The organism is Bradyrhizobium sp. AUGA SZCCT0176, assembly GCF_018130145.1.
Classification (GTDB): Bacteria; Pseudomonadota; Alphaproteobacteria; order Rhizobiales; family Xanthobacteraceae; genus Bradyrhizobium.
The window spans coordinates 1-26,090 of the sequence record NZ_JAFCMB010000038.1; the positions used below are offsets into that span (position 1 = coordinate 1).

The window sequence follows — 26,090 nt, forward strand, 5'->3', positions numbered from 1 at the left end:
GCGTTGGGAGTTGTGGCGTCGTGACAAGCGGCCGCCGTCCGATTGGAAAATTTCAAACAAAAAGCCCGCGGCGGATTGCTCCGCCCGGGCTGTGCACGATTGTCGCGATGGTGAAAATCTGCCGGTGATTTGCCCGACGTGTCGAATGTTTTTCGGACCGTCGACAAATTACCGAAAATGCGATGCAACAGGTTGGATAGTTTGAAACTTCCCCGCGGATAGCATCGCTGCAAATGAAAAAGCCCGCGGCCGATTTACCGGCGCGAGCTTTACGATATCGGCGATGATGAAGATGTGCCGCTGATTTGCCCGACGCGTCAAGCGCAAAAAATTGGTTCGGTGCATCGACATTCAAATGGAAACATTGGGCGCAGGGCACCAGCCAACGCTCAATCAGATCGCAAGGAGGCCGTTGATGTATTTCGTCGCTACCGTGCTCGCGATCCTGTCGGGCCTGTTCTATGCGGCAAGCCATAACGAGATCGGCTCGCTCGGCGTCACGATGTGCCAGTACGGCAGTTCGTTTTGTGCCAACCCGCTTCTCGTCCTGGTGGGAGCGGGGCTTGCTGCCGTATGGGGCGCTTTCGTCAGCGTACGCTGACGCGCCGGTCACGAGCCTGATTTCGTGATGATGATTTTCTGCCCCTGATTTGCCCGACGTGTCAAACGCGAAATCAGGATCGTCGCATCAAGCTCTCGCCGCTACTTGCAAGCTGCCCGAACGACTGTTCATCAACGGGATCGGCTATCGGTACCTCTTGAGCGAAGCGGCCGCAGCCCCTGCAACTCAGCATCGAGCCATTCGTGTTTCACGCCATTCTGCACGGGAAGCATGCAGATCACGGGCCATTTTCCGTAATCTCCCGGATTGATCGCAGCGGCAAAGAATTGTCCCTCATGATATTGACCCAGCATGGGGCAGATCGTGATTTACAAGGGCGTGGAATACAGCGTCGCGGCCACCGGCGAACCGGATGTCTGGCAATGGCGATTTCAGATCGGCGAGCAGACCGTGGCCGGCAAGACCAGGACGCGGCTGATTCACATGGCGGAGCGTCGCGTTCACATGAGAATTGACGCTGCTCTCAGGGTTTCGCACGGCGAGGACCAACCTGCCGACTAGTTATACCCGGACCGCACGGGGTTTGCCGGCTGCACGGGCTTCGGCCCCGGCGCATCGGGTTCAAGTTGCGGTTTCGGTTCGGTCGGCATCACCTTTGCGCCGGCCGCCCGGGCGGCGTCGCCCGTGGTGCTGTAATGTGCCTCCGCGGCCGTTTGCACCTTGGTCTTATTCCTTGGGCCGTAATCAGCGATTAACATGCTGAACCCGCCAACACACGCGACTGCAATCGCGACCGCCAAAGGTGCTCCGCCACGGCGTGTCGCATGGCTTTCCTTCGAATGATTGTTCGTCATTTTAGAAACCCGGATTGGTTGCTGTGTTGGAATCAAATCCCGGGGCCGACGATTGTTCCGCCTTCAGACCGCCCTGTCGCGGAACCGTGGCGGAACAAATCGCCTACTCGCGCATTTCCAGCATGCTGAACAGATTTCAAAGTTTAAAAATCTTAAAGTGAGTGTCGACAGTGAGCATCGAGACACCTCCACCGCTACAGCCCAACATGGCCGAACGCGCGATCGACGCCGCGACCGATGTATCGCGCACGATCACGGATGTGTCTGCAGCGCTTCAGTCCGCGGTCGATCGTCTAGCCGAGGCGATCGCAACGGCACGGCAACCCGGCAAGCCGCTATCCACCGTCAGCGCAATTACCCGGGAAGCGCCCCTCGCAAGTCTGTTCGTTGCGTTCCTGTTCGGAGTCGCAATAGCGCGCCGGCGGTAGCGGCTGCCGTTCAGAACTTGCCTTTGGTCGCGTCCTTGGCGGCCGACATGACACCACCGCTGATCTGTCTCATATGCTCGCCGGCATTGGTGAACTGGCTTCGCAGGAATTCGGACTGAATCCGCATCGCTTCCTGGAGGTCGGTCGCATGAACCAGCTTTCGGGCGTGCTCGAATGCTGCCTTCATGTTCTGCTCGGTGAACGATAGCGCCTGCTTCGAAATCTCCGTCCCTGGCCCCGGCATCGACGTCATCGACTTGCCGGCGGCATCGAAGAACATGCCGAACGCCTTTTCTGCCTGATCGATGGTTTTTTCGGCCAGATCGCGCAGCTCGGCCGGAACTTCGAGTTTCGGTTCAATCATGATCGCCTCTCCAATGTCGTCTCTGGGAGGTTAGCATAGTTCAGGGCCGCGTCTGCGCCGTATTGGCCGGCGCCGCATTTCCTGGGATGTCGTCCAGGCGCCTCCGCAAAGGAATTAATTCCTTCTCCGGCCCGTAGCGATACGGGCTAGCGTACCCCGATTCCAATCATGTCAACAGTGTGGCATAGTGATTCGGGGGCTCGAGTTCGACGGTTCGTGGCGTTTGCGTCGCTCTCGGGAACATGGGGAACAAATGCTGCAAACATTCCGGCCAACGCCAACCTGCACGCGCTTTCAAACCAGCATAGAAATGCCCTGCATCAAATGCGGCGCGCAAATGAGGCTGGCCATGATCGAGCCACGCGATCAAAGTTACGATGTGCTGACCTATCGATGCGCCCCATGCGACTCGGGTGAGAGCTTTTTGAAGGCCCGCTAGAGCGTTTTCGAGCGAAGTGGCTACCGGTTCGCGTGAAGAAAACGCGACAAAATAAGAATCTAGAGCTTCGGTTCTGATTCAATCAGAACCGAAGCTCTAGATCGGGTCACAGCACGGCAGCCCCTGCCTCCGTCAGCACTGGCCCCTCGTCTCGTATCTCAATCAGACCGAGTTCGGTCAGAACGTGCAGGTCTTCGTCGCTGACAGGCGACATTTTCAGCCGGCGGGCCTGAATGTCCCGCAATGTCCAACGAAGGCCAATAGCCTTTTCGAGACTGAGTTCAGCGAAAGGATTGTCCACCATCCCTCCTCGCTATTGGTAGATTTCGATCAGATTTTGTCTGCATCGCGGCAGCTTCTTGCGCGCACCGGCTAATGCAACAATCGGAGCCGGCCTCCCTGAGAATGGCGTACAAGACCTGACCAGAGATTCCCTGTGTGCCGCGCAAGCCTTGAGCAGAGCCGTCGCGAAACACAGCCCCGCTCGTCTACGCGGCAACGTCGTCAGGACGCCATCCACCCAAATCGGCCCGCAGCACCGTGCTCAGTACCGGTAAGGTTCAATATCCAGCAGCGGGAATGCACTGAACACGCTCGGCAGGTTGGTCGGCATCGCCGCTTGTAGATATGATTTGTTGAGCTCCGCAAGACTGGTGACGCCGAGCAACCCGAGGCACCGGATCACTTCATCCTCCAGCAATTCCAGCATCCGGGTGATGCCGGCCTCGCCCGCGGCGGCGAGCGCCCAGCATTGCAGGCGGCCGATGCCGACGAGATCGGCACCCGAGGCGATCGCCTTCACAATGTCTGTGCCGCGGCAGAACGAGCCGTCGACCATGATCTTGGCGCGGCCGGCAACGGCGTCTACGATTTCGGGCAGCACGTGCATCGAGCCGCGGCCGTGGTCGAGTTGGCGTCCGCCGTGGTTCGACACATAGATCCAGTCCACCCCATGATCGAGCGCAATGACTGCATCTTCCGCGGTCGCGATGCCCTTGAGCACCAGCGGGATTTTATACTTGTCCTTGATCAGCTTCACGGTCCGCCATTCCAGCCCCTTCTGGAAGTCGCCGCCGGTAGCGCGGATACGGCTTTCGCGGACATAGCGTTTGGCGATATCGCGTTCGCGCCGGCTGTAATGGGCGGTGTCGACCGTCAGGCAAAACGCGGCATAGCCGTTTTCGATCGTGCGGCTGACGGTATCTTCGACGAAGGCATCGTCGCCGCGAACGTAAAGCTGAAAGATGCGCAGCGCATCGGGCGCTGCTTTTGCCGTAGCCTCAAGCCCGGGCTCGGAGACCGAACTGAGCATATGGGCCGCGCCGAACGTCCCGGCTCCCCGTGCTACCGCAGCACCTGAATCGGGATCGAAAATCTCCAGCGCGCCGACGGGCGCGATCATCACCGGCAGGCGCAATTTACGGCCGAAGACCTCGGTCGACGCGTCGACCCGGGCCACATTCCGCAGGACCCGCGGCCGGAATGCGATCTCGTCCAGCGCCATGCGGTTGCGGCGCATGGTCGTCTCGGTCTCTGAGGCCCCGACGATATAGTCCCAGGCGTTCTGGTTCAGCCGGGCCCGCGCCTTGCGCACGAATTCATGGAGATTCTGGAATTCTTCGCCGCTGGCGCCGAGTTCGACATTCCTCGCCGGCCGGATGGGGGTCCCATCATTCATGCTGTTTCTCTCCCGTTTTGGCGGCACATTAGCCGCAGACAAATGGGAAAAGCTACCGCTTTGAACGGGTTAATCCGGTGCTGGAACGAAGGGCTGCTATTCGCTGGCGAGGTACATCGGCTTGGAATGGAAAATTCCCGCGCCCGAGACCTGGGAGGCAATCAGGAATGCCGCCATCACGGCCGGTACACTGATGAATCGCAAGAATTGATCAATTGAAAGCATGCTCGTCGTCCCCAAGGTGCTTGTGAGGCGCGTTCAATCCGCCCCTCGCGTCGTCTGCTGATCGCCCGTGAAAAGCTGGTCGGTATAGGCCGCCCCAGAAACCGTGAGCAGCGCAAGAATCGAAATGACGACCAGCGTTTTCATGTCGTCACGGTCGATTTGGATTGTGGCCAAAAACGTCAGAGCTTGGCGCATTTTGGGGACTAACACAGGGGAACTTCGTGGCCGCTGGGCCCCCGGCGGCGGCGCTCAACCGCCCGAAAAACGGTTCCTGTATTCGGTGGGCGATACACCGAGGTGCCGCAGGAACGCGCGGCGCATGCGTTCGTCATCGCCGAACCCGGCGCGTTTGGCGACCTCGATCACGCCGCCGACCTGCCTGCTTTCCAGCAACAGACGTGCGGTTTCCACCCGCAGCGCTTCGACACCGCTCGCCGGCGTCATTCCGGTGCGGTTGGCATAGGTGCGAGCAAAAGTCCGAGGCGTCATCCCGGCCTTCGCGGCGAGTGTTTCGACCCTGAGATCGCTTGCGATATTCTCGATGATCCAGGCGTGCAACGCGCTGAACCGCCCTTCGACGTCGGAGGCTTGCGCCGCGAGCACGGTAGAGAATTGGCTCTGGCCGCCGGGCCGCTTGAGAAACACCACCAGCCTTCGCGCAACGTCGAGCGCGGTGGTGTGGCCGAAATCCTCTTCGATCATGGCGAGCGCCAGATCGATGCCGGCGCTGACGCCAGCCGATGACCAGACCCGCCCGTCCTTGACGAAGATCGCGTTCGGCTCGACGCGGATGTTGGGGAAGCTGTCCTGCAGCCTCGGGCAATAGCGCCAATGGGTCGCGGCGCGCTTTCCGTCCAGCGCGCCGGTCCAGGCCAGCGCAAAAGCCCCGAGACACACCGATGCCACCCGACGTGCCTTGGGCAGCGTCTGCGAAATCCATTGCATCAGCCGGGTGTCTTTGCGGATATCCCAAATACCGGGCCCGCCCGGGATCACCAGCGTATCGACTTGATGCGGCCGGACGCTATCGATCGCGGCGGTATCCACCATCATCCCGACGTCTGTCGGCACCAACCCGCCCGAGGCTGACAGATAGGACAAGGAATAGCCCGGACCAGACAACTCGATCGCCGCCAACTCCGCGAACACCTGCGCCGGACCGGAGATATCCAGCAGGGTCACGCCCGGAAAGGCGACGATCGCGATACGCCGCGTCGACGGCGTTTCACGCGGTCCGGAGCGTCGGGGTTTGGCAGATTTCGAGGGCATATTGTCCTTTAAGCCATTCGAGGCTCGCCTGTATAGCTCAAGGCGTAACTGGAGTTCGGCGATGACGCGAAATCTGGGCAGCCGGTATCAGGCGATCAAATCGCCCTGGACAGACTACGCAGTCTACAGCTTTCCGGATGCATCAAGCGTTGCAGCCCCCGACCGCCAACCGCTGATGGACGCGATGAACGGCATCATCGCCGTCAACTGGAAAGCCAGCGAGCCGCATTGGACGGCGGACGCCTCCCCGTTCGACAGCAAGTTCAGCCTCATTCTGGTTTTTAGCAGCTCAGGACTGGTCGCGTTTTCGGTCTATCGCGTGCTGAGGATCTCCAGTGGACTTGCAATCTATCGCAGTGGAACCGAAGTGCTCCCCGCCCATCAGGGCCGCGGGCTCTACGGATTTTTCACCTCGGAAGTTCTGAGGCGCTCAGGTGCCGCCGAGAAGGGTGACAGTGTGCTCTATGGATGGCGGACGCGAAATCCCATCGTATGGGCCGCCAATGCCAAGATCTGCGAGAAGGTTGCCCCCTCGCTGCTTGGGGACACGCAGGATCCCGCATTGCAAGCGGCCTGCATTGAGATGTGCTCCTCGCTGTACCCCGGCAAACTGCTGGAACTACCCGGCATGATCATGCGGGGCGCCTACGGCCACATTAAGCACCACCGGCAGGACTATCATGGCGCGGCGTCGCTGGTCGACGCCGCGATGTCCCGTGTGATTCCCGATACGGCCGATGCCCTGTTCTCGGTTGGATACGCGAGGGTATGATGTCGATGCCCGGACAACAGGCCATGATCGCACCGGTCTCGCGGTTCACCGATCGCGCCTATCTGGCCTGGGCAGCGGTGGCCATCGCCTACGCCATCGCGTTCCTGCAGCGCGTGTCGCCGCAATCGGTCAGCCTGAACCTCATGCACGACTTCAGCACCGACGCCGCCGGCGTCGCGATGCTCGCCTCCAGCTACTTCTGGGGCTACACGCTGATGCAGATTCCGGCGGGTCTTCTGGTCGACCGTTACGGCGTCAAGCGCGTGGTGCTGTTCAGTCTGGTGGCATCCTCGCTCGGGAGTGCTGCGTTTGCGCTGGCGCCGAATATGCTCGACGTTTTTGCGGCGCGCCTCGTCATCGCTTGCGGCGACGCGCTGGTATTCACGGCGCTGTTGAAGCTCGTGGCGCAGAGCTTCAGCGACGAGCGGTTCGGCGTGATGTCGGGCATCTCGCAAGTATCCGGCTACGTCGGCGGGGTCATCGCGACGACGCCGCTCGCGGCCGCGGTAACCGGCTTCGGCTGGCGCGCGTGTTTCCTGTTCATCGCCGCCGTCGGATTGGCCAACCTTGCCTTCGCCAAGGTCGTGCTGAAGCCTGATCCGGTATCGCGCAGCAACAAGACGTTGAAGAGCGTCGTTGTGGCCGCCGGACAATCGCTGACCCAGCTCGCCAACTGGGGCTGCGCCATGACTTTTGCCTCTCACTTCGCCGTCGTGACGACGCTGTCAGGCGTCTGGGGTATTCCGATGGTGGCTCATTTCTTCAATATCTCGCCGACGGCGGCCGCCACTCCCCTGCTCGCCTTCATGATCGGTAACGCGGTCGGCTCGATCTTTCTCGGTCACATGGCTGACCGCGCAGCAGCCGCGCTCGACACCGCGCTGATCCGCATCTGCGTGCTGCGGATGGTGCTGATTGCAATGCTGCTGCCGCCGATCGCACAGGCGTTCGGCCTGATCTACGTTACCATCGTGTTTACGACGCTCGGACTTGTCGCCGGCGGGACGGTGCCCCTGGTGCTGAAATGCACCAAGAAACTTTACACCTCCGCCCTTATCGGCGTCGGCGCGTCCGTGAACACGACGGCCGCGGGAATTTTCGCCGGCGCGGCACAGCCCGTCATCGGCTTCGCCATGATTGCTGCCAGTCCGCTTGCCGCCAGCGGCGGCATGCAAGGCGCTGCCGCGATCGGCGACGCCGGGTACAGCATGCTTATCGGAATTCTGCTGCTCATGTCGCTGCCGGGTATCGCCGGGCCGTTATTGATGAGGACCAAATTGATAGTTCGCTAGACGCATTGAACGTAGAGGGGCCGTTATGGAGCGTTTGTTTTTGAGAAAAGAGGAAGTCGCATCGAAGTATGCGGTGAGCAGTTGGCAAAGTGTCATGTTCTCCGAATTCGAAGCCCAGATGAGCAGCGAAGCGAGACCTTTTCCCTGTGTTTTCGGCGTGACCGGCCATCGGCAGGACCAGTTGCGCTATCTGTTCCTCGATCCCTACGACGTCGAGATTCTAGGCGTCCAACTCGCACAATACGTCTCCGAGTCCAGATCCTACGGTCCCAACACTTCGTTGATCGTATTCACCCGGCCTCGTCCGGTGCAGACGCTTGACGCCTATTACCGCAAGATGTGGCTGACGCTCGACCAGTTGGCGCGGCTCGACAAGAGTCCATGGCCGGCAGAGATCCCCGAACAGATCGATCATCCAATGTGGGAGTTCTCATTCGCCGGAGAGCCAATTTTTGTGGTGTGCACGACGCCGGCACACGTGATGCGGCAAAGCCGCCGGTCGAGCGCCTTCATGCTCACCTTCCAGCCACGATGGGTGTTCGAGAAGATCCTCGGTAGCGAAAAGGCCGCCAACGCCGCGTTCGCCGAAGTACGCAAGCGGCTCATTCCCTACGACAATGCAAGCCCCTCTCCGCATCTCGGCCGTTACGGTGCGGCCGACGGGCGCGAGTACCAGCAGTACTTCCTGCATGACGATAACGAATCCGGAGGAGGCTGTCCCTTCGCCAAGCTCGCGCAGAGCAAACCGCCTCAAATCGAAGACAAGGAGCAAGCGGCATGACCCAAATCATTGCAAGTCAGAAAACCGAGTTCGCTATCGATCCCGTCATCCTGAACCTGCTCCCCGAGCAAGGCAGCATCGAATTGCAGCATGACGCCGCGGGCAAGGTGCATCGCTTTCACACCCATCCGGTAGATGAAATCCTCGTGATCATTAGCGGCCGGCTGAATTTCATGTGGGATGGCGGCCAGCGCATCGTCGGCGCCGGCGATACCATCCACCTGCCCGCCGGCACGCTCCACCAATCCGAAGCGCTGGAGGGCGGCGCAGTCTACGCGATCGCGACCCGTCCACCCGCGCATCAAGCGAACAATTGAAGCAAGGCGCGCGTGCAATGGGGGTCAAGACAATGAGGGATCGTTAGACGAAGAGTCCGTCGCCACTCGTTCGACCAGCTCGATGATTTCGGAACGCTGACCGGACGGAAGTTTCACGAAAGCCTTCAACAGTCGCAGGCTTTCGATCGTTTCGCTCGATGGAGCTCCGAGTTTCTTCTGCAGCTCTGCAACATAAGTGGGATTTTTCATCTCGCACCTTAGAAGAGGAACAGGAATGGCATATCCAGGTAAACGTGAGGGCTTGGCCCAGAAAGTAGATACTGCTGCGCAAGAAGCCGAACGGCTCGGCCTGACGACGGCGACCCTGATACTTCGCATGGCTCGCCTGGAAATCGATCGCGCGGAGCCCGAACAGGTTGCAACTATGCCAAAAAACAACCTACGCAGCAAGCCGAACTGAACGGCCGAAACGGCCCGATTCGGTGCGGCGAGAGGGTCGGCGGGAAATGTGCGGGGCCGGGACCGGTCCGAATGGATCAGACCCGGCGCCGGTGACACGATTGAAAACGAAAGACAGCCGATCAGCCGGTATTGCTCGTCTTTCCGAAAGCCCCCGCCTCGGCCAAACCAGCGATACGGCGGTCATCGTATCCAAGCGTCTTGCGCAGCACTTCCTTGGTGTGCTCGCCGAGCAGCGGCGCAGCGACGGGATCGATTGTCGGCGTGAGGCTCATATTGAGCGGCGTTTCGATGTTGGGCACTGAACCAGCGGTCGGATGCGGGATATGGCTGAGGCGATCGCGGTCGCGCACTTCCGGCGCGTTGAAGCCCTCCTCGACGGTGCGCAGATAGCCGACCGGTATGTTCGCCTTTTTCATCTTCGCCATCCAGTTCTCGAGCCGGTCGCTGGCAAAGACGCCGGCAATGATGGCGCGCAGCTTTTCCTTGTTGGCCGTTCGGTTTTTCCGGTGAGCGAACTCAGGGTCGGTCACGAGGTCGGGCCGTTCCAGCACCTCCGTCACAAGGCGGCGGTACAGCCGGTCGTTGGCACAGGCCATATAGAGCGGCCCGTCGGCGGCCTGATACACGCCGACCGTCGGTGAGCCGTTAGGTGAATTACCGAAACGACCGGGGTTCTCGCCGCTGATCAGGTAGGCCATGCCATAAAAGCCGGTCATCGCTACCGCGGTGTCGATCAACGCCACCTCAACCTGCTGGCCACGGCCGAGCCGGTCGCGCGCAATCAGAGCCAGCAAGATCGCGTTGCACGCCGACATTCCCGTCGCCATGTCCACGATCGGCGGGCCGGTTCGTACCGGCTGAGCATCCGGAAAGCCGTTCAGCGACATGAAGCCGCTTTCGGCCTGTGTGATCGGGTCGAACCCGGGGCGCAAGGCGAGCTCTCCCTTGCGGCCATAGGCCGAGATCGAGCAATAGACCAGTCGCGGATTGGTTGGAACGACCGACGCATAGTCGAGGCCGAATTTCTTCATCACGCCGCCGGAGAAATTTTCCACCACGACGTCCGCTTTCGCGATCAGTTCGCGCGCGACTACCAGCGCCGCCGGGTTGGTGAAATCCAGCGCAATACCGCGCTTGTTGCGGTTGAGACTGAGGAAGGCCGCACTCTCGCCGCCGATTTCCGCATGTTCATAATGACGCGTATCGTCGCCGCCATCCGGATTTTCGATCTTGATCACCTCGGCGCCAAAGTCGGCCAGCGTTTGCGTACAGGCGGGCCCTGCAACAACACGGGTGAAATCGACGACCAGCAGACCATCGAGGGCGGTCGGTTCGCCCTTGGCGCGCGGCGTGCGCTCCGGCAATTGCGGTCTGGCAGTCATGTCGGGCATTTCCTCGTGTTATTTTGCCTGGCGGAACGGATCGCGGCCGCCGCGAACGGTGCTTCATGGCCTTTTACCGGAAGCCCGCAGCCAACGCCAAACCCCGAATTTGCAGGGCGGGACCTGCCTCTGACATAGCTCTCTCCCAAACGAACGGCCGCCCGATCGGGTTTACCCCGACCGGGCAGCGCAATACTTCGCTTAGTCGCGTCGAAAGCAGTGTCGCAGCGGGTATCGCGAATACTTTTACCCGGGAAGCGCTACGCCCGATCCATCCGGCAACCCGCTAACCTGCACTTCGACTGGTGAGGCAGTGTCCGTATGCTTCATCACTTATGTCTCCGTACAAACAACAGAGAGTCTGGATCAGATCAGTTTGCTCCACGGAAACAACATCGATACCCGCTGCTTGTAACGACGATATTCGTCGCCAAACATGCCTATGAGGTCGCCCTCTTCGAGCAAGATACCGACGAAGATGTAGGCGGTGGTCACCGCCGCGAACAACAAATGTCCGACGCTCATGGTCGGCGCCGCCCAGAACGCGATGATGAAGCCGAGATAGATCGGATGCCGCGCGAAATTGTAGAGCAGCGGCGTCGGGAAGGTCGACGGCGGCATCTGCCGACCGGTCAGGTGGTTGGTGACCTGGTGCAACCCGAACAAATGATTGGTGAGGAATGTGCTGGTGAACACGATCACCCAGCCGACAAATGACAATATGGCGATCGTTGCGGCCATTTCGGGCTCTTCGATATGCCTGACGACGGTCGGAATCGGCCGCCATTGCCAGAACAGCAGCAGCAACGTCAGGCTGGCAAACAGCACATAGGTGCTGCGCTCGAACGGTTTCGGAATAAACTGCGTCCACCATTGTTTAAGGCCCCTACGCGCCATCACGCCGTGTTGAATGGCAAACAGCGACAGCAACGCGAGATTGACGGCGATTGCTTCAAAAACGGGCGAATTCGCGCCGGTATCGATGGCCTTCGGCACGACCAGGTCCGATACGAACCCGATCGCATACAAAATCGTGAAGAGAAATGTGAAATAGGCCACAGCGCCGAACAGAAATGCAGTGAATTTGAGCATTCGATTTGTCGGCATGACTGAGCCAACGGCTCGGGCTTCGGACATGAAATTAACTCCGTGGAGGGCAATGGGATCGCGACTTCGGTTTTTGCAGGATGACTGAAACGCGCCGACAAGACTTTGCCTGACGCTTGATCTCTCCATGAGACGGACTTGATTGTTTGTTGAGAAAGGATGCGACAACGCACGTGAAATTTGACTTCGACAAGTACGCTCTGGACACCAATCTTCGCGAATTGCGCCGCGACGGCGAACTGGTTGCGATGCAGCCGCAAGTATTCGACTTGCTGGTTCATCTGTTGAAGCGTCGCGATCACGTCGTCAGCCGGAACGAACTCATCGCGCTGGTTTGGGGCGGTCGGACCGTGTCGGACTCAACGCTCGACAGCCGCATCAACGCCGCCCGAAACGCCATCGGCGACTGTGGCAAGGAGCAACGGCTGATCCGGACAATTCCGCGAAAGGGTCTTCGTTTCGTTGGAACCGTGAACGAGCAGGTGAATGGCGTTCATCCGCCCCCCGAGCCAGCCGAGGCCGCTGCTGAACCCCGGCCATTGCCATTACCGGATCGACCGGCGATTGCCGTATTGCCGTTCGACAACATGAGCGGCGACCAGGAACAGGAATACTTCTCTGACGGGATCAGCGAAGACATCATCACCGCGTTGTCGAAATTGCGCTGGTTCTTCGTCATCGCCCGCAACTCGTCGTTCTCCTACAAGGGCAAGGCGGTGCATCTGAAGCAGGTCGCCGCCGAACTGGGGGTGCGCTACGTCCTCGAAGGCAGCGTGCGCAAGAGCGGCGATCGCGTGCGCATCACCGCGCAACTCAACGACACTGCGACCGGCAGCCACGTCTGGGCAGAGCATTACGACCGCGATCTGGTCGACGTATTCGCCGTGCAGGATGAGATCACCGATGCCATCGTCGCGGCGATCGAGCCGCAGATCTATGCCGCCGAAAACTTCCGCAGCCGGCGCAAACCACCGAACAGCGTGGACGCGTGGGACCTTGTTATGCGGGCGCTGTCGCATCATTGGCGCGTGACGCGGACGGACAGCGCCGCCGCTCAGACGCTTCTGGAACAGGCGATTGCGATCGATCCGAATTACGGCCAGGCGCTGGCCCTGATCGCCACTAACCACATGTTCGGCGTGCATCTGGGCTGGGCGGACATTACGACCGTAGCCCCCATCGCCGAGCGCGCAGCGCTCGCAGCCATTGCTGCCGACAGCGAGGATGCGTGGGCGCATACCGCGCTCGCCAGCGTCTATTTCTCCACCCGCCGCCTCGACCATGCACTGGCCGAATTCGAGCTGGCGTTGCAGCTCAACCCGAACTTCTCGCTGGCGCAAGGATACTACGCGCTGGCGCTGTCCTACAGCGGGCGATGGCAGGACTCCTATGCGGCCGCGCAACGCGCCATCCGCCAGAGCCCGCGCGATCCTTCGTCCGCGATCTATTACGGCGTCGCCGCCTACGCCCAGTTCGTCGGCAGGAACTATTGTGAAGCGATCTCGCTCGCGCGCGAAGCGACCCGCCAGCGCGGCGATCTCAGCGGCGCCTACCGGGTGCTGACGGTGGCCGCCGGCATGGCCGGGAAGATCGACGTCGCCAAAGCCGCGCTCGAGGAGCTGCGGCGGACCCAGCCCAATATCTCGCTGGCCTGGATCGCGACGCAGTTACCCTGGAAACTCGACGCCGATCGGGAGCATTATCTAGAGGGGTTCCGCCGCGCTGGGCTGGAATAATGCTTCATCGCGGGGGCGTTTTGACGGGATTGGCGTTCGCGAACCCATAGATCAGTGCTAGTCGGTCGAGGCATTCGCAGAACCGACGTGCGAAATAGTCCTTCCAGCGCTGGGTGAGCAATCCCCGCCGTTGCCCGACCTGCGCCATAGTCAAGCCGTGGACAAGGACGTCATGCACCAGCGCCGAACCGTCGGCACCGAGTTCGCGCTCGGCGCGATTGAGCCGCAGCACGGCCTTGCGCTGCCCCTCGGTGATCGGCTCGCGCATCTGACCGCCATCCACGTACTCCCTGGTCGGATCGACAGCGCGCGGGCCGCGCTCGGCTCTCTCCCAATCGCTCTGAAAGGCCCGCCCGCCCTGGTACTGCGCCTCGTCGATCTGGCGATGCGAATGCAGACGGGCAAGCGGATCGTTGCGGATGGAGCGCAGGGCAACGATCTTCTCACCCGGCTCCAGCGCCAGGGGATTATCGACCTCGACGGTCGCGACCTCGGCGTTGCGTGGCAAATCCCGGGATTTCCGGTCATGGGCCCTTGCAGGGTTATACGGCTTGTTCCGCTTGGCTCTCGGCATGTCGGATGATCTCCTTTCAAGAACGATGGAATTTGGATTGCGCGCGGAAGAACCCGGCGTTGCTGTTCATGCCGTCTCAACCAGCTTGAGCAAGACAGTGCACGCCGTGCGTTCCGATGGCGTGCCGGGGCCGCAGCTCAAATGAAAATGCGGTGTGCAGTAACTCGAGCCAGGCCGGCGTGGATGACCGCAGAAGGTGATGGCTTCCCCCTCTTCGTCCCCACCGTAAGGGTAGCGGCAATTGCCGCGTTCCAGTTCGATCAGGGAGAGATGGAGCGGATCGATCTCGACACAACGCAGCTCGACCGGCTTCATCCCTCTAAGCGGCGGCACCGGCCATGGAAACCTGGGCGATGTTGCCTTTACCAGGTGAATTTGGCCCGGCCGGGTCAACTGCGGCTCCACGCCTGGGGACGACGATCCGGACCGCTCGTTCCAGGCGAGCCCCATCCGCCTGGCACGGCCCAATACGGCATTGCGCGAGTAAGCTGTGTTGAATTTCCTGTTGATAGCTGCCGCGATCCGGGCAAAGGACAAATGCAGGGCAAAAAGCTCCCGCAGCGCGCCCGAGTGCTCGGGCGCCCAGTCTGTTGGTTCCATTACCGAATTTCCTGTTTCTTTCAGCGTCGCCCGGCGCCCCCTCGTTTATTTCCGATATTCCGAACAAAAAGTCAAGCTTGTTTCTGGTAATCGTAACTGCTAGTGTTTCCGAAATTCGGGAAAGGATGAACCATGCTGGACGTCAAAATGATCGAACGGGCACTTGAGAGGACGGGTAAGAGCAAGGGTGGCCTGGCGGACGCCATGGGCGTCCGTGCGGGCGCAGTCTCGGAAATCCTGTCCGGGATACGGCTGATCAAGGCGTCCGAGATCGCGCCGATCACGGAATATCTCGGGCTGAATTCGGTGCCGATCATGGGGCGCGTCGGCGCCGGCGCAACGATCGAGCCAGAGCATGAACAGGTGCCGCCGGAGGGCCTCGGCGAGGTCGAACTGCCCTTCCCGATGGCCGAAGAGACCATCGCCTTTGAAGTTGCAGGCGATTCCATGCTGCCAAAGTACGAAAATGGCGACGTTATCGTGGTTTTCCGCGATCAGCGCCATCCGCTGTCGAGCTTCTACGGCGAAGAGGCTGTCGTGCGCCTGAAGACCGGCGAGCGCTATTTGAAGACGATCGAGCGAGGAAAGTCCTCACCTCTGGTCAATCTCAAGAGCTTCAACGCCAAGCCGATCACGGGCGTGAAACTCGAATGGATCGGCGAGATCTGCGTCACCCTGCCGCGGGGTCAGATCGAACGCCTGCGCAATAAGGCAGCTGCGAAGACACGCAAGGCGGCCAAGGCAAAATAGCGGACGGGATGCCGGCGAAAGGGAAGCGATTCGGCAGGTAAAGCCATCAAGTGATTCGGCCGGCCGGCCGTCGGGAACAGGCCACACGCCGCCTTGATTGCTGTTTTGCCGAATTCTTGCTTGACTTTTTCTGTTTTTCAGCAATACTGGTGCCATCCGTTCCAGGGTGACTGACAGATTGCCAAATATGCAGTATTTCGTCGTGATGATCGATTACGGCCGGCGTGGCCGTGAGGCCATTGTCGATCCTGAAATCACCCGGCGCGAGGTCATCTCGCGGATTGCGTCGGGTGAATACAGGAACATCAGTTTTATCCATGAAATCGTCGATTCCTCCGTCGAGGACATAACCGCCGACATTCTGAACGAAGCCGCGCTTCCCGACATTGGCGCGGCAAGCGTCGATCTGCAGGCCGACCAGTTCGACCACCGACGCGACCTGCGAAAACATGAAACCGTCTGAACTCGGGCAACCCTGTTCCGTCGTCAAAATAATGTGATCATTAACGGGCTTTGATCGCCGGCGGCTTCCTTAATTATTCGTCACGCAAAGTCTACTCGGACGGCGCAGACAATTGCGCTACATAAGCGATTCGATTTTCTCCGGCTTGCAAAGTTCTTACACTCCATGTTTCCGTCAATGAAGGCCGAGATTGCCGCACGCGACGGCGATCCCCGGCTCAGCCTGCTGCTTGGTATCGCTGCCTGGTTCTTATTTCTGGATCACATTCCGCATAACGCAGTCAGCCTGTTGACCCTGCGGAATTTCGGATTCAGCGGCGCAACCGACCTGTTCGTGTTCGTCGGCGGCTATACCGCCGCAATCCTCTATGGAAAAATGATGCTGGAGCGCGGTTTCCTGGTCACCGCTACCCGCATTTTCAGGCGCGTATGGCAGCTATACGCCGCCTATGTCGTCCTGTTCGTGATCTATATCGACTTGATCGGATACGTCGCCAGGAAATCGGCGGCGCCCGAAATCATCCACGAATTCAATGTCGCCGGAATCCTCGGCCACACGATCCGGACATTGATTTACGGCCTGCTGCTCCAGGCCAAGCCGCTCAACCTCGATGTGTTGCAGCTCTTCATCGTCCTGATGGCATTTTTTCCGGTCGTATTGTTCGGAATGTTGCGCCGGCCGAACCTGACGGCAGCCGGGTCGATTGTCCTTTACCTCGCCGCCCGCAAACTCGACTGGAATCTATCCTCATTTCCAGACGGGCACTGGTATTTCAATCCATTCGCCTGGCAGTTGCTGTTCGTGCTCGGCGCCTGGTTCGCGTTGGGTAGCGCGAGGCAAATGCGGGCGATTCGTTCGCTCCAGGATCTTTCGATCCTGCGCATACTGGCTTTGCTCTATCTCTTGTTCGCGTTGATCGTGACCGTAACGGGAAACGTGCCGCAGTTGGCTGGAATCGTTCCTGACGCCGTGCTCGATTTCTTCCTTCCAAATGAAAAGGAAAATCTGGCCCCTTACAGGGTACTTCATTTCCTCACTCTTGCCTTCCTCTTCTCGTTCGCGGTCCCGAGAGACTGGCATGGATTTCAACGGCCAGCCCTGCGGCCGATCGTGAAGTGCGGGGAAGAATGGTTGCCTGTCTTCTGCGCCGGTGTCTTCCTTTCCTTTGCAGGGCATTTCTTCCTGATCACGGGACCGAATTCGCTCGCGATGCATTTCCTGGTCAGCATCGCCGGAATCGCGATCATGGCGGGCGTTGCCTATTACACGTCGTGGTCCAGGCGGCAGGACTACAAACCTGCGCTCAGCACTCGTTACTGAGCGAGGCTGCGGTCCACCAAACCGCTACGGCGCGTATTCGATGTGGGCGCGGATCGAATGGTTGACCTGATCGTTCCAGCCGAATTTCTGCACCGCTGCGATCATGTTCGACAGGCCATCCTGCCACCACGCCTCGTATGTGAGCGAAGGCCAATCGCGCAAGACCTTCTCCGAAATCCAGGCATGCTCGCGATCGCTGCGCACGGCCACGCTGCCAAGCAGTTTTGCCTGCACGGTGGAATCCATCGCCCCTTCGATGCGGACCGAGAATGCCTTGAAATTTTCGGGGTCATCGATTTCGACGGATCGGCTCGATGCGATAACGCGAATGATCATCCTTGGTGTTCCTGGACGGTCTGCGCCACGCGCTCCCGCGCCACGGGCAGCATCTCGCGCGCAAAGATGCCAGCGGAGTGCAGTACCTCCTGTTGGCTGAGGTTGCCGAACGAAAACTGACTGATGAAGTAGTTGGCGCCCGCCTCCTCGGTCATCCTTCTGACCTGCTCCCGGATCGTGCCCCGTGATCCCGCAATCGCTCCGCCGTTTTGTACCATCGTATCGAAATCCTCGGGCAGCCGGGCGAAACGCGGCTGCGTACCGTGCTTCTTCCAGAGCTTCATGAAGCTGCTGTAGAAGTTCGGCCAGGCACGGCGACCAAGCGCCATCGCCTCCCGGTCGCTGTCGGCCGCCACCACAAAACGGTTGATCCCGAGCAGCGGCAGCTGTTCCGGCGAGTTGCCCGCCGCAGCCCATTCGGCGCGAAAGCGGTCGGTAATCTCACGTGCCCGCGGCAGCGGCCCGCCGCACACGATGTTGATCCTGTTCTGCGCCGGCCAGACCGCGCCCTCGGGCACCGGGACCGCGTACCATAGCGGCGGGTGCGGAAGCTGCGCCGGTTTCATGTCGATCGGTACGTTCGTGAACTGATAGTGCTTGCCTGGAAAATTCACCTCGGCCTGCGTCAGCGCCTGCATGATGACGGTGTAGGCCTCGACATACATCGCCTGTGCCTGGTCCGGATCGACGCCAAAATAATGCAGCTCATGCGGCGACGCGCCTCGGCCGATCCCGACCTCGATCCGGCCCCGGCTCAGATGATCCAGCATGCAGATTTCTTCGGCCAACCGCAGCGGATGGTGCGCCGGCAATACGTAGACCAGCGCACCGAGGCGCAGACGCTTGGTGCGCTGCGCCGCCGCTGCAAGGAACACGCTTGGCGATGGCGTCAAATTGAGCGGCGTCGAATGGTGCTCGCTCATATGGTATGTACGGAATCCGGCTTGATCGTAGAATTCGATCAATTGCAGCCGATTTTCATATTGTTCGCTGAGCGGATAGGGCCCGTGATCGTTTTGATCGAAGATTCCGAACGGCATTGCACCACCCCGAGGACGTCTTTTCCGGCCCGCCACGATGGTACCTGCGGCGACGACCGGCGCGTCGTAAGAGGATGTTACATGGCAAACGCCAGACCTTCCAGCACCGAGACCGCGAGGAGCGTCTCTCTCAATCCGGCGGTAATGCCCGCTTTAGCCGTGCCTCGCTGTCGCGCAGCGTTACCGAATCGAGTTTCCCTTGAGAAGATGCCTCCTTGGCGCACGCGAAGATCCGGTAAAATTGCGTACCGTCGAAGGCGACCAGCAGCAGATCGGCGCCGGCATTGAGCGCTTCCACCACCGCTGTGCAGACATTGTTCTGATAGATCGCGCCCATCACCAGATCGTCAGTCATGATGACGCCCTGGTAATTCCACTTCTTGCGAACGATGCCGTCAACCACAAGCCGGGAATGCGACGCCGCGCGATCGGGATCGACAGCGGTCAGCGTCACGTGCCCGATCATTAACTGCGCCCCGGAGCCCGCCAGCACAGCCCGAAACGGCCGCCAGTCGGACGCTTCGAGCTCCGCCAGAGGCGTGTCGAGACCGGCACTGAAGTGATGGGTATCGGCACGAACCCGCCCCAGCCCCGGAAAGTGCTTCACGGTCGCACCGACACCAACGGCCTCAAGCCCATGGACATAGGACCTGGCGATGTCGGCCACGATGGCCGGATCGTCGGAAATCGCGCGGTGGCCGATCAGCGTGTTGAAATCGAACCGGTTACGCTTCGCGTCGGGTCGCAAATCCAGCACCGGCGCCAAATTGAGGTTGACGCCAAGCGCCGCCAGTTCCTGGCCATGAGTTCGCCCGAAGGCCTTCGCTTTCTCCGTGCGAACATCCGGCGGAAGGCTCGCCAACGTCGAGAGCGCAGGCAATTTGGTCAGGGGCGGCGACAGATGCGAGACGATGCCGCCCTCGTGGTCGGCGGCGACAATCAATGGCGGCAGGCCGGCGGCACGTCGTTTTTCCTGAAGCGCCGAGAGTTCAGATTTCAGCGTCGCCGGTGCTCTTCGTACATTGTGTTTGGTGATGTAGATGCCGGCGATCAGGCCTTTCTCAGCCAAAGCAGCCACTTCAGGGAATGATGAATACCCCGCCATGAAATGCTGGCCGAGGCTACGCGCCTGCGCGACGTCGGTCTGCAGAACGTTTCGTCTGCGCAACTCGAACGAGGCTTGCGCGCACAGCATTGACAGCGGCGGCAGGCACCACAGCAGGACCAGCAGTTTTCCCGCGATCCCTCGCCTGCGCCAGTAACCGCCGCGAATCAGGCAGGCGAGAACGCCAACGCTCACCACGACAAGAACGACGTTACCCGTACCACGCAACGCGATCAGATAAGGATCGTTCTTGTTCGCCGCGATGAAAATGAAAGCCAACCCCGCGAACCAGGCCAGGCCGACGCCGATACGTTTGATGATTTGCATGAAGGACGATGCTGTGTGCGTGTGACTGGCGAGACCATCGCCGTATCAAACTTGTTATTGCTCCGCGAGCGTATAAGCGTGGCTGCACAGAAACTGCATAAGAATCCTGAAGTCTTGCAGACAGCCTTCCCGGTATTTGCACAATGGCCGCGCATAGCTCGTCTTGCAAACCGGTGCGACCTTTGAATGCCGATTCCCTCGCGTTTAGCCAATGATGTCTGGTGGCTCTGTGAGCCACTCTCGGCGGCGCTGGTCTGCAATCTTTCCCTCCAGACAGGCAGCGCAACGATGGCTGAATTCTCCACGCCGGCACCCCATGCAGGCTCCATTCGGGAAAGCACTTTCCCAATCAAGCCGACCATTGCCCTGGCCCTCGCGGCATTGGCCGACTGGCTGTTCTACGGCCAGCGAACCGGAATATCCGCTGTTATCTTCGCCATTGCACTAACCGGCGGCGCGCTGCTCGCCAATTTCACCAGGCTGAACAAAGCGAAGATTCTACCCGCGGGCCTCCTTGTGCTCGCCGCCCTCATCCCGGCCGTCGAGGAATTCAATGCCGCTTCACTCTTCTTCATTGTCGTGGCGCTCGGCGTTGGCCTCTCGCTAACGACAGATCGCAAACTGACCGGCGTTGGCGAACAAGCCGCCGCGCTCTGCGACCTTTATCTGGTCGGCCCGTTCAGATTGCTCCGGGACGCCATCAGCGCGTTCAATCTCCCGGCGCTGACGGCCGGTTTCACCGTGTGGTTCATTCCGGTGGTTCTCAGCGGCATCTTCGCAGTTCTGTTCGTATCGGCCAATCCGCTGCTTGAGAAATGGATCAGCCTGCTGAACCCGGGCAGCGCCACCTCCTATATCAGCCTGGGACGGGTGCTGTTTTGGGCGGCCGCTTTGTCGCTGGTTTGGCCCTTTATCCACGTCCGGTGGCGCCGCAAGTCCGAGGCGCCGGCCGACTTGGTCGTATCGGTAACGGAGGAGCAGGAGAAGCCAGTTCATGACGTCGACTTCTTCGGTGTGGCGACCATCCTGCGTTCGCTGATCCTGTTCAATTTGCTGTTTGCGGTTCAAACCGCCCTGGACGTGTTCTTTCTCTGGGGCAACGCGACGCTGCCGGCCGACATCAGCTACGCGGCCTATGCGCACCGGGGCGCCTATCCCCTGATCCTCACCGCGTTGCTGGCTGCCGGATTCGTACTCATCGCAATGAGACCCGGCGGCCCGGCAGAGCAATCGAAGGTGATCCGGCCGCTCGTCTATCTCTGGGTCGCGCAGAACGTCCTGCTGGTTGCGTCATCCATCCTGCGGCTCGATCTCTATGTGCAGATCTACCTGCTGACCTGGTGGCGCGTCGCAGCCTTTATCTGGATGCTGCTTGTCGCGTTCGGACTGCTGCTTATCGTTGCCCGTATCAGGCTCAATCGTTCGAACGATTGGCTGATCCGCGCGAACCTCATCACTTTGATCGCAACGCTCTATGTTTGTTCGCTGGTCAATTTTCCTGCTGTTATCGCCGACTACAATGTCGGTCATAGCCGCGAAGCCACGGGCAAGGGTGTCCCGGTCGACATCAACTATCTGTTTCATCTCGGTCCTCAGGCCTTGCCCGCCATCGACAGGGCGATTGCCCTCCGCAGCTTCGATCCAAACCTTGTTTTCCGCCGCAACTACCTTGTAGAACAGCATCTCAATGATTTGGCTTCCTGGCGCGCCTGGGGTTTTCGGAGCTGGCGGCTCCAGCGTACTCTGGACGCCTCAAAGAGTTCGACCGCGAGTTGACGACGACCTTTGTCCGGAGAGACGTTTGACACACCGTATCCTCATCGTCGATGACGACCTGCATATTCGCGAAGTCATCCGGGTCGCGCTCCGGAAGGCCGGGATGACCGTCTTCGAGGCGCGGGACGGCAAGGAAGCTTTGACCCGCTTCGCCGCCGACAGGCCGGACCTCATGATTCTCGATATCGGCATGCCGGAATTCGATGGATTGGATGTCTGCCGGGAGGTCCGGAAGTCATCGGACGTTCCGATCCTGTTTCTTTCGGCACGCGACGAAGAGATCGACCGTGTGCTGGGCCTCGAGATCGGCGGCGACGATTACGTCACCAAGCCTTTCAGCCCGCGCGAGCTCGTCGCGCGGGTAAATGTCATCCTGCGCCGCACCTCCCTGCGCGGGTCGGACCCAAAGGCAAATGCGGCGCTTTCCCAGGGCGGGCTGCTGGTTGATCCGGAACAGCATGTTGCGGCGTTCGCCGGTACACCGCTTCGCCTGACCGCCATCGAATTCGGAATCCTCAGGGCTTTTCTAACCCGGCCATCGGTGGTCTTCAGCCGCGAGCAGATCATGAATGCTGCCTATCAGCTCAACATCCAGGTGTCGGACCGCACCATCGACAGCCATATTCGCAATATTCGCGCCAAGCTTGCCGCGGTGAACTGCGACAATGTCATCGAGACCATCCACGGCGTTGGCTTCAAGCTCGGCCGCTGCGAGCCGCACGCATGACATCGCGGGCCGGCGAGAAATGGCGGCCGTCGGTCGGCATGATCATTTTTGCCGCGTTGGCTGCTGTGGCCGCATTGCCTCTGGTCGGACTGTTCTTCTTTCGGCTCTATGACAACCAGCTCATTCACCAGACGCAGGCCGAGCTGATTGCCCAAAGCCGGGTATTGGCCGCGGTCTATGCGCGAGACGTGGAAGCCCGCCTCAATGCCGGGGTCGTCCTTGGCGCTGAAATCCCGCCCGAAGCGCGCCCTGTTTCGGACGACAAGATGACGCCAATCCGGCCGGCACTCGACCTGGCCGCCGGCGCAGATCTGCTGAGGCGGCGGCCCGACGCACTTCCGGCCGGTGCTCCCGCATCTCAGGCCTATGTCGAGATCGGGGCCCGGCTGATGCCGATCATCCTGGAAACGCAGAAGGTCACGCTGGCGGGATTCCGGATCCTCGATCCCCGCGGCGTGGTGATCGCCGGCCGCAACGAAGTCGGCCAATCACTGGCGCATATCGAGGAGGTGGCGACCGCGTTGCAGGGCCAGTATCGCGCCGCGTTGCGGATCAGAGTCCCCGATAAGCCCCCGCCGCCGATCTACTCGATCAGCCGCGGCGTCGGCGTTCACGTGTTTTCGGCCATGCCCGTGGTCGTCAACAATCGCGTTGCCGGCGTCATCTACTTGTCGAGGACGCCGAGCAACATCTTCGACCATCTCTATCAGGAGCGTGGCAAGTTCATTCTTGCCGGCTTCGCCGTCATCTTCGCCACTGTGATCATTGGCCTGGTGTTTTCCCGCACCATCACCCGGCCGATGCGCGAGCTGGTCGATCGCGCCGCCCGTATCAGCCGCGGCGACCGCGACGCCTTTCAGCCGCTGGCGCATTACGGCACCCGCGAGTTTTCCCAGCTGTCGCACAGCTTTCTCGACATGGCCGAGCAATTGTCGCGCCGATCGGATTACATCGCGACCTTCTCGTCGCATCTCACCCACGAGCTGAAGTCGCCGCTGACCTCGATCAAGGGCGCCGCCGAACTGCTGCTGGATTCACTGCAGAGCAAGACCGGCAATCTCACACTGATGGAGCAGAAGACTTTCGTATCAAATATTCTGGGCGACACCGAGCGTCTGGAAGCGATGACGCAGCGGCTGCGCGAACTGGCGCGCGCCGAGACCACGCCGCAGAACGAGCACACCGAATTGAGCCAGGTCATCAGTGGACTGAAGAGCCGTTTTCCCACCCGCGCGATCGACGCCACCGGCTGTCTCGAACGTTCGATCGGCATGTCCAACGAGAAGGCGCTCATCGTCCTTTCGCATCTGACCGACAACGCCATTCGTCACAACGCTGGGAATGTGCGGCTGGCAGCGGTCGATGAAGGTGCCACGGTCAAGATGACCGTGAGCAATGACGGCGATCCGATATCGGAGGCCAACCGGGAGAAGATATTCGACGCGTTCTTCACCACCCGCCGCGACACCGGCGGCACCGGAATGGGACTCGCGATCGTCCAGGCCGTGATGGCGAGTCACGGCGGATCGATCCGGCTGTTGCCATCAGACAAGGACGTGGCGTTCGAACTGCAGTTTCCCGCCGCTTGATTTTGATCGCGTTTTCTTCGCCCGAGAACGCTTCAGACTCGCTCGATGATGATCGCAGGCGCCATGCCACCGGCGGCGCACATCGTCACCAGGCCACGCCTGAGGTCGCGCCGCTCCAGTTCGTCGAGAACGGTACCGATCAGGATCGAGCCGGTCGCGCCGATGGGGTGACCGAGCGCGATTGAGCCACCATTGACGTTGACCTTGTCGCGGTCGAGCTTGAGGTCGCGGATGAATTTTTCGGCGACGACGGCGAAGGCTTCATTGATTTCGAACAGGTCGATATCATCGAGCGTGAGGCCTGCCTTGGCCAGCACCTTGCGCGCAGCCGGCACCGGCGCATTCAACATCAGGGTTGGGGAGTCTCCCATGTTCGCCATCGCGACCACGCGCGCCCGCGGCTTCAGGCCATGTGCCTTGGCATAATTCGGCGAAGCCAACAAAATGGCCGCCGAGCCGTCAACGACGCCGGAGGAATTGCCGGCGTGATGCATGAAGTTGATGTCGAGATCGGGATATTTGTCGAGGATAAGATTGCGGTAGGTCGTGCCCTTGTCGTCGAGCGGATAGTCCGCGACCGCGGTAAAGGCGGGCTTCAACCCGGCAAGGCCTTCCAGCGTGGTCTGCGGACGCGGATATTCCTCGCGGTCCAGCGCAAGGCTGCCGTCCTCGCGGTGAACCGGCACGAGGCTCTTGTCGAAATGACCGCCCTTGATGGCGGCGGCCGCACGCTTCTGGCTCTCGACGCCCAGAGCATCGACATCCTGACGCGAAATACCCTCCAGCGTCGCCACCGCATCGGCACAGACGCCCTGATGCGATTGCGGGTGCCGGGCGCGCAGACGAAGGTTGCCATTGTCCATCATGAACGGCCCCTCGCCGCGGCGACCCTCCATCGACATCATCTCGGTGCCGCCGGCGATCACGAGATCCTCGGAGCCCGACATGATGGAGTTGGCCGCCATGTTGACACTGGTGATGCCGGAACCGCAGAACCGGTCCAGCGTGACGCCGCTGGCGCGCACATCATAGCCGGCGTCCAGCGCCGACATCCGGCCGAGGTCGCCGCTCTGCGCTCCGCGTTGGGAACTGGTGCCCCAGATGATGTCGTCGACGTCAGCGGTATTAATCCCGGTGCGATCTGCCAGCGCACGCAACACCGTGGCACCGAGTTGCTGCGGATGGATACCCGCGAGCGCACCCTTGCCGGCCTTGCCAATGCCACGCGGTGTCCTGCAGGCGTCGATGATCAGCGCGTCAGCCATGGTGTTTTCCCTCGCCATTAGTGATTGGCTGCATTTGCAGCCGGTTAAGCCTTGGAGTCAATTCATCCCCGTGTTTGGACCCATGCGGTTCGGGCAGAGGGGCAGTCCGTTTTGGCGCCCTCACGCTCTCCACTCGTCGTCCCGGCCTTGAGCTCAGATGCGCGATTGCGCATCGGGGGACCCATACCGCGTGAGCTCTCGATGAAGACGCGGTAACAGAGACCGTTCGCAAAACTTCTTCCTGTGGCTATGGGTCCCGGGTCAAGCCCGGGACGACAGCGGTGATTGTAGATGCGCAATCATTCAAAACGTGATTTCGCGATCTCGCGACGCATTGCGCCCGAGCTTTGCCAGAAACTTCCCGCCCTCTTCAAATAGAGGGCGCAGGGAAGACCGGGTGCGCGCTGCACCCGCGGTCTCGTGTGCGGTTAGCACAACAAATGCTGCACACGAGCATACAGGGCAGCGGAGAACACCCGGCCTTCCCTGCGCAATGGCTTTACGGCTTATATCGTGCTCTCCCCGGAGACGAGTTCTTGGTTGACTCCGTCACCGCCGTTCGGCTCACGCCTACCCGACAGCTTGACAC

The 26,090-nt window shown here is 60.5% G+C and carries 29 protein-coding genes; 15 read left to right on the forward strand and 14 right to left on the reverse strand.

Annotation, left to right across the window (positions count from 1 at the left end; translation table 11 throughout):
* The first annotated feature begins 415 nt into the window (after positions 1–415).
* The 3 genes from JQ600_RS36085 (at position 416) to JQ600_RS36095 (ending at position 1,844) form a co-directional block, all read left to right on the forward strand.
* A complete protein-coding gene (locus JQ600_RS36085; RefSeq protein WP_192738654.1) occupies positions 416–601 on the forward strand; it encodes a hypothetical protein in 186 nt (61 codons plus the stop codon).
* Between the two features lie 312 nt (positions 602–913).
* Complete coding sequence (locus tag JQ600_RS36090) at positions 914–1,123, forward strand: hypothetical protein (protein ID WP_249133248.1); 210 nt, start codon at positions 914–916, stop codon at positions 1,121–1,123.
* Between the two features lie 463 nt (positions 1,124–1,586).
* The gene (locus JQ600_RS36095; protein ID WP_409410700.1) at positions 1,587–1,844 is read left to right on the forward strand and encodes a hypothetical protein; all 258 of its coding nucleotides are present in this window, start codon (positions 1,587–1,589) and stop codon (positions 1,842–1,844) included.
* 10 nt (positions 1,845–1,854) lie between these two features.
* Here JQ600_RS36095 and JQ600_RS36100 read toward each other — a convergent pair whose 3' ends face one another.
* The 5 genes from JQ600_RS36100 to JQ600_RS36115 all read right to left on the reverse strand — a co-directional run bounded on the left by JQ600_RS36100 (position 1,855) and on the right by JQ600_RS36115 (position 5,819).
* On the reverse strand, positions 1,855–2,208 hold the full coding sequence (locus JQ600_RS36100; protein ID WP_192738658.1) for a phasin: 354 nt from the start codon (positions 2,206–2,208) through the stop codon (positions 1,855–1,857).
* A gap of 545 nt (positions 2,209–2,753) precedes the next feature.
* Positions 2,754–2,951 (reverse strand): hypothetical protein, encoded by a 198-nt coding sequence (locus JQ600_RS36105; RefSeq protein ID WP_192738659.1) that lies wholly within the window; start codon positions 2,949–2,951, stop codon positions 2,754–2,756.
* Between the two features lie 240 nt (positions 2,952–3,191).
* Entirely contained in the window at positions 3,192–4,325 is a 1,134-nt protein-coding gene (locus JQ600_RS36110; RefSeq protein ID WP_212263918.1) for an alpha-hydroxy acid oxidase, read from the reverse strand.
* A gap of 96 nt (positions 4,326–4,421) precedes the next feature.
* Positions 4,422–4,550, reverse strand: coding sequence for a hypothetical protein (locus tag JQ600_RS37350; RefSeq protein WP_283813406.1), 129 nt, complete (start codon positions 4,548–4,550; stop codon positions 4,422–4,424).
* A gap of 249 nt (positions 4,551–4,799) precedes the next feature.
* A complete protein-coding gene (locus JQ600_RS36115) occupies positions 4,800–5,819 on the reverse strand; it encodes a GlxA family transcriptional regulator (protein WP_212263917.1) in 1,020 nt (339 codons plus the stop codon).
* A 61-nt stretch (positions 5,820–5,880) separates the two neighbouring features.
* Between JQ600_RS36115 and JQ600_RS36120 the strand changes: the two genes are divergently transcribed.
* From JQ600_RS36120 to JQ600_RS36135, 4 genes are read left to right on the forward strand one after another with little or no spacing between them, the layout of a single operon-like run.
* Entirely contained in the window at positions 5,881–6,591 is a 711-nt protein-coding gene (locus tag JQ600_RS36120) for a hypothetical protein (protein ID WP_212263916.1), read from the forward strand.
* Entirely contained in the window at positions 6,591–7,883 is a 1,293-nt protein-coding gene (locus JQ600_RS36125) for an MFS transporter (protein WP_212490422.1), read from the forward strand. Before JQ600_RS36120 ends, JQ600_RS36125 begins: the two co-directional genes overlap by 1 nt.
* 25 nt (positions 7,884–7,908) lie before the next feature.
* Positions 7,909–8,664 carry a YqcI/YcgG family protein gene (locus JQ600_RS36130; protein WP_212392358.1) on the forward strand — a complete coding sequence of 252 codons (756 nt, stop codon included), beginning with the start codon at positions 7,909–7,911 and terminating at the stop codon, positions 8,662–8,664.
* Entirely contained in the window at positions 8,661–8,981 is a 321-nt protein-coding gene (locus JQ600_RS36135) for a cupin domain-containing protein (RefSeq protein WP_212263913.1), read from the forward strand. The genes JQ600_RS36130 and JQ600_RS36135 overlap by 4 nt, the downstream gene beginning before the upstream one ends.
* A gap of 24 nt (positions 8,982–9,005) precedes the next feature.
* Here JQ600_RS36135 and JQ600_RS37135 read toward each other — a convergent pair whose 3' ends face one another.
* Positions 9,006–9,191: a hypothetical protein gene (locus tag JQ600_RS37135; protein ID WP_249133246.1), complete on the reverse strand. Its 186-nt coding sequence runs from the start codon at positions 9,189–9,191 to the stop codon at positions 9,006–9,008.
* 25 nt (positions 9,192–9,216) lie between these two features.
* Between JQ600_RS37135 and JQ600_RS36140 the strand changes: the two genes are divergently transcribed.
* On the forward strand, positions 9,217–9,402 hold the full coding sequence (locus JQ600_RS36140) for a hypothetical protein (RefSeq protein ID WP_212210050.1): 186 nt from the start codon (positions 9,217–9,219) through the stop codon (positions 9,400–9,402).
* 121 nt (positions 9,403–9,523) lie between these two features.
* Here JQ600_RS36140 and JQ600_RS36145 read toward each other — a convergent pair whose 3' ends face one another.
* Positions 9,524–10,786 (reverse strand): CaiB/BaiF CoA-transferase family protein, encoded by a 1,263-nt coding sequence (locus tag JQ600_RS36145; RefSeq protein ID WP_212263912.1) that lies wholly within the window; start codon positions 10,784–10,786, stop codon positions 9,524–9,526.
* A 366-nt stretch (positions 10,787–11,152) separates the two neighbouring features.
* Entirely contained in the window at positions 11,153–11,923 is a 771-nt protein-coding gene (gene mddA / locus JQ600_RS36150) for a methanethiol S-methyltransferase (protein ID WP_212392368.1), read from the reverse strand.
* Between the two features lie 143 nt (positions 11,924–12,066).
* On the opposite strand from mddA, the gene JQ600_RS36155 reads away from it, so the two are divergent.
* Positions 12,067–13,629, forward strand: a complete 1,563-nt coding sequence (locus JQ600_RS36155; RefSeq protein ID WP_212392359.1) for a winged helix-turn-helix domain-containing protein — start codon at positions 12,067–12,069, stop codon at positions 13,627–13,629.
* A 4-nt stretch (positions 13,630–13,633) separates the two neighbouring features.
* On the opposite strand, the gene JQ600_RS36160 is transcribed toward JQ600_RS36155, so the two are convergent.
* Together JQ600_RS36160 and JQ600_RS36165 are read right to left on the reverse strand one after the other, a co-directional pair.
* Positions 13,634–14,203, reverse strand: a complete 570-nt coding sequence (locus JQ600_RS36160) for a DUF6456 domain-containing protein (protein ID WP_212263910.1) — start codon at positions 14,201–14,203, stop codon at positions 13,634–13,636.
* Between the two features lie 66 nt (positions 14,204–14,269).
* Positions 14,270–14,803, reverse strand: coding sequence for a GcrA family cell cycle regulator (locus tag JQ600_RS36165; RefSeq protein WP_212392360.1), 534 nt, complete (start codon positions 14,801–14,803; stop codon positions 14,270–14,272).
* 132 nt (positions 14,804–14,935) lie between these two features.
* Here JQ600_RS36165 and JQ600_RS36170 point away from each other — a divergent pair, with 132 nt between their 5' ends.
* The 3 genes from JQ600_RS36170 (at position 14,936) to JQ600_RS36180 (ending at position 17,336) form a co-directional block, all read left to right on the forward strand.
* Positions 14,936–15,553 carry an XRE family transcriptional regulator gene (locus JQ600_RS36170; RefSeq protein WP_212263908.1) on the forward strand — a complete coding sequence of 206 codons (618 nt, stop codon included), beginning with the start codon at positions 14,936–14,938 and terminating at the stop codon, positions 15,551–15,553.
* Positions 15,554–15,740: 187 nt separating this feature from the next.
* Entirely contained in the window at positions 15,741–16,016 is a 276-nt protein-coding gene (locus tag JQ600_RS37140) for a hypothetical protein (RefSeq protein ID WP_212263907.1), read from the forward strand.
* Between the two features lie 165 nt (positions 16,017–16,181).
* Entirely contained in the window at positions 16,182–17,336 is a 1,155-nt protein-coding gene (locus tag JQ600_RS36180; RefSeq protein ID WP_212392362.1) for an OpgC domain-containing protein, read from the forward strand.
* Positions 17,337–17,360: 24 nt separating this feature from the next.
* Here JQ600_RS36180 and JQ600_RS36185 read toward each other — a convergent pair whose 3' ends face one another.
* From JQ600_RS36185 to JQ600_RS36195, 3 genes are all read right to left on the reverse strand, one after another.
* On the reverse strand, positions 17,361–17,672 hold the full coding sequence (locus tag JQ600_RS36185; protein WP_212392363.1) for a hypothetical protein: 312 nt from the start codon (positions 17,670–17,672) through the stop codon (positions 17,361–17,363).
* The gene (locus JQ600_RS36190; RefSeq protein ID WP_212392364.1) at positions 17,669–18,712 is read right to left on the reverse strand and encodes an LLM class flavin-dependent oxidoreductase; all 1,044 of its coding nucleotides are present in this window, start codon (positions 18,710–18,712) and stop codon (positions 17,669–17,671) included. The genes JQ600_RS36185 and JQ600_RS36190 overlap by 4 nt, the downstream gene beginning before the upstream one ends.
* 130 nt (positions 18,713–18,842) lie before the next feature.
* The gene (locus JQ600_RS36195; RefSeq protein WP_212490426.1) at positions 18,843–20,144 is read right to left on the reverse strand and encodes a glycoside hydrolase family 3 protein; all 1,302 of its coding nucleotides are present in this window, start codon (positions 20,142–20,144) and stop codon (positions 18,843–18,845) included.
* A gap of 186 nt (positions 20,145–20,330) precedes the next feature.
* Between JQ600_RS36195 and JQ600_RS36200 the strand changes: the two genes are divergently transcribed.
* Genes JQ600_RS36200 through JQ600_RS36210 form a run of 3 tightly spaced genes read left to right on the forward strand, consistent with a single transcriptional unit; the run spans position 20,331 to position 24,236 of the window.
* Positions 20,331–21,920, forward strand: coding sequence for a DUF4173 domain-containing protein (locus JQ600_RS36200; RefSeq protein WP_249136259.1), 1,590 nt, complete (start codon positions 20,331–20,333; stop codon positions 21,918–21,920).
* Positions 21,921–21,945: 25 nt separating this feature from the next.
* Positions 21,946–22,647, forward strand: coding sequence for a response regulator transcription factor (locus JQ600_RS36205; RefSeq protein WP_212263903.1), 702 nt, complete (start codon positions 21,946–21,948; stop codon positions 22,645–22,647).
* Positions 22,644–24,236 carry an ATP-binding protein gene (locus JQ600_RS36210; protein WP_212490427.1) on the forward strand — a complete coding sequence of 531 codons (1,593 nt, stop codon included), beginning with the start codon at positions 22,644–22,646 and terminating at the stop codon, positions 24,234–24,236. The genes JQ600_RS36205 and JQ600_RS36210 overlap by 4 nt, the downstream gene beginning before the upstream one ends.
* 32 nt (positions 24,237–24,268) lie before the next feature.
* On the opposite strand, the gene JQ600_RS36215 is transcribed toward JQ600_RS36210, so the two are convergent.
* Positions 24,269–25,501: an acetyl-CoA C-acetyltransferase gene (locus JQ600_RS36215; protein ID WP_212466102.1), complete on the reverse strand. Its 1,233-nt coding sequence runs from the start codon at positions 25,499–25,501 to the stop codon at positions 24,269–24,271.
* Positions 25,502–26,090: the final 589 nt, after the last annotated feature.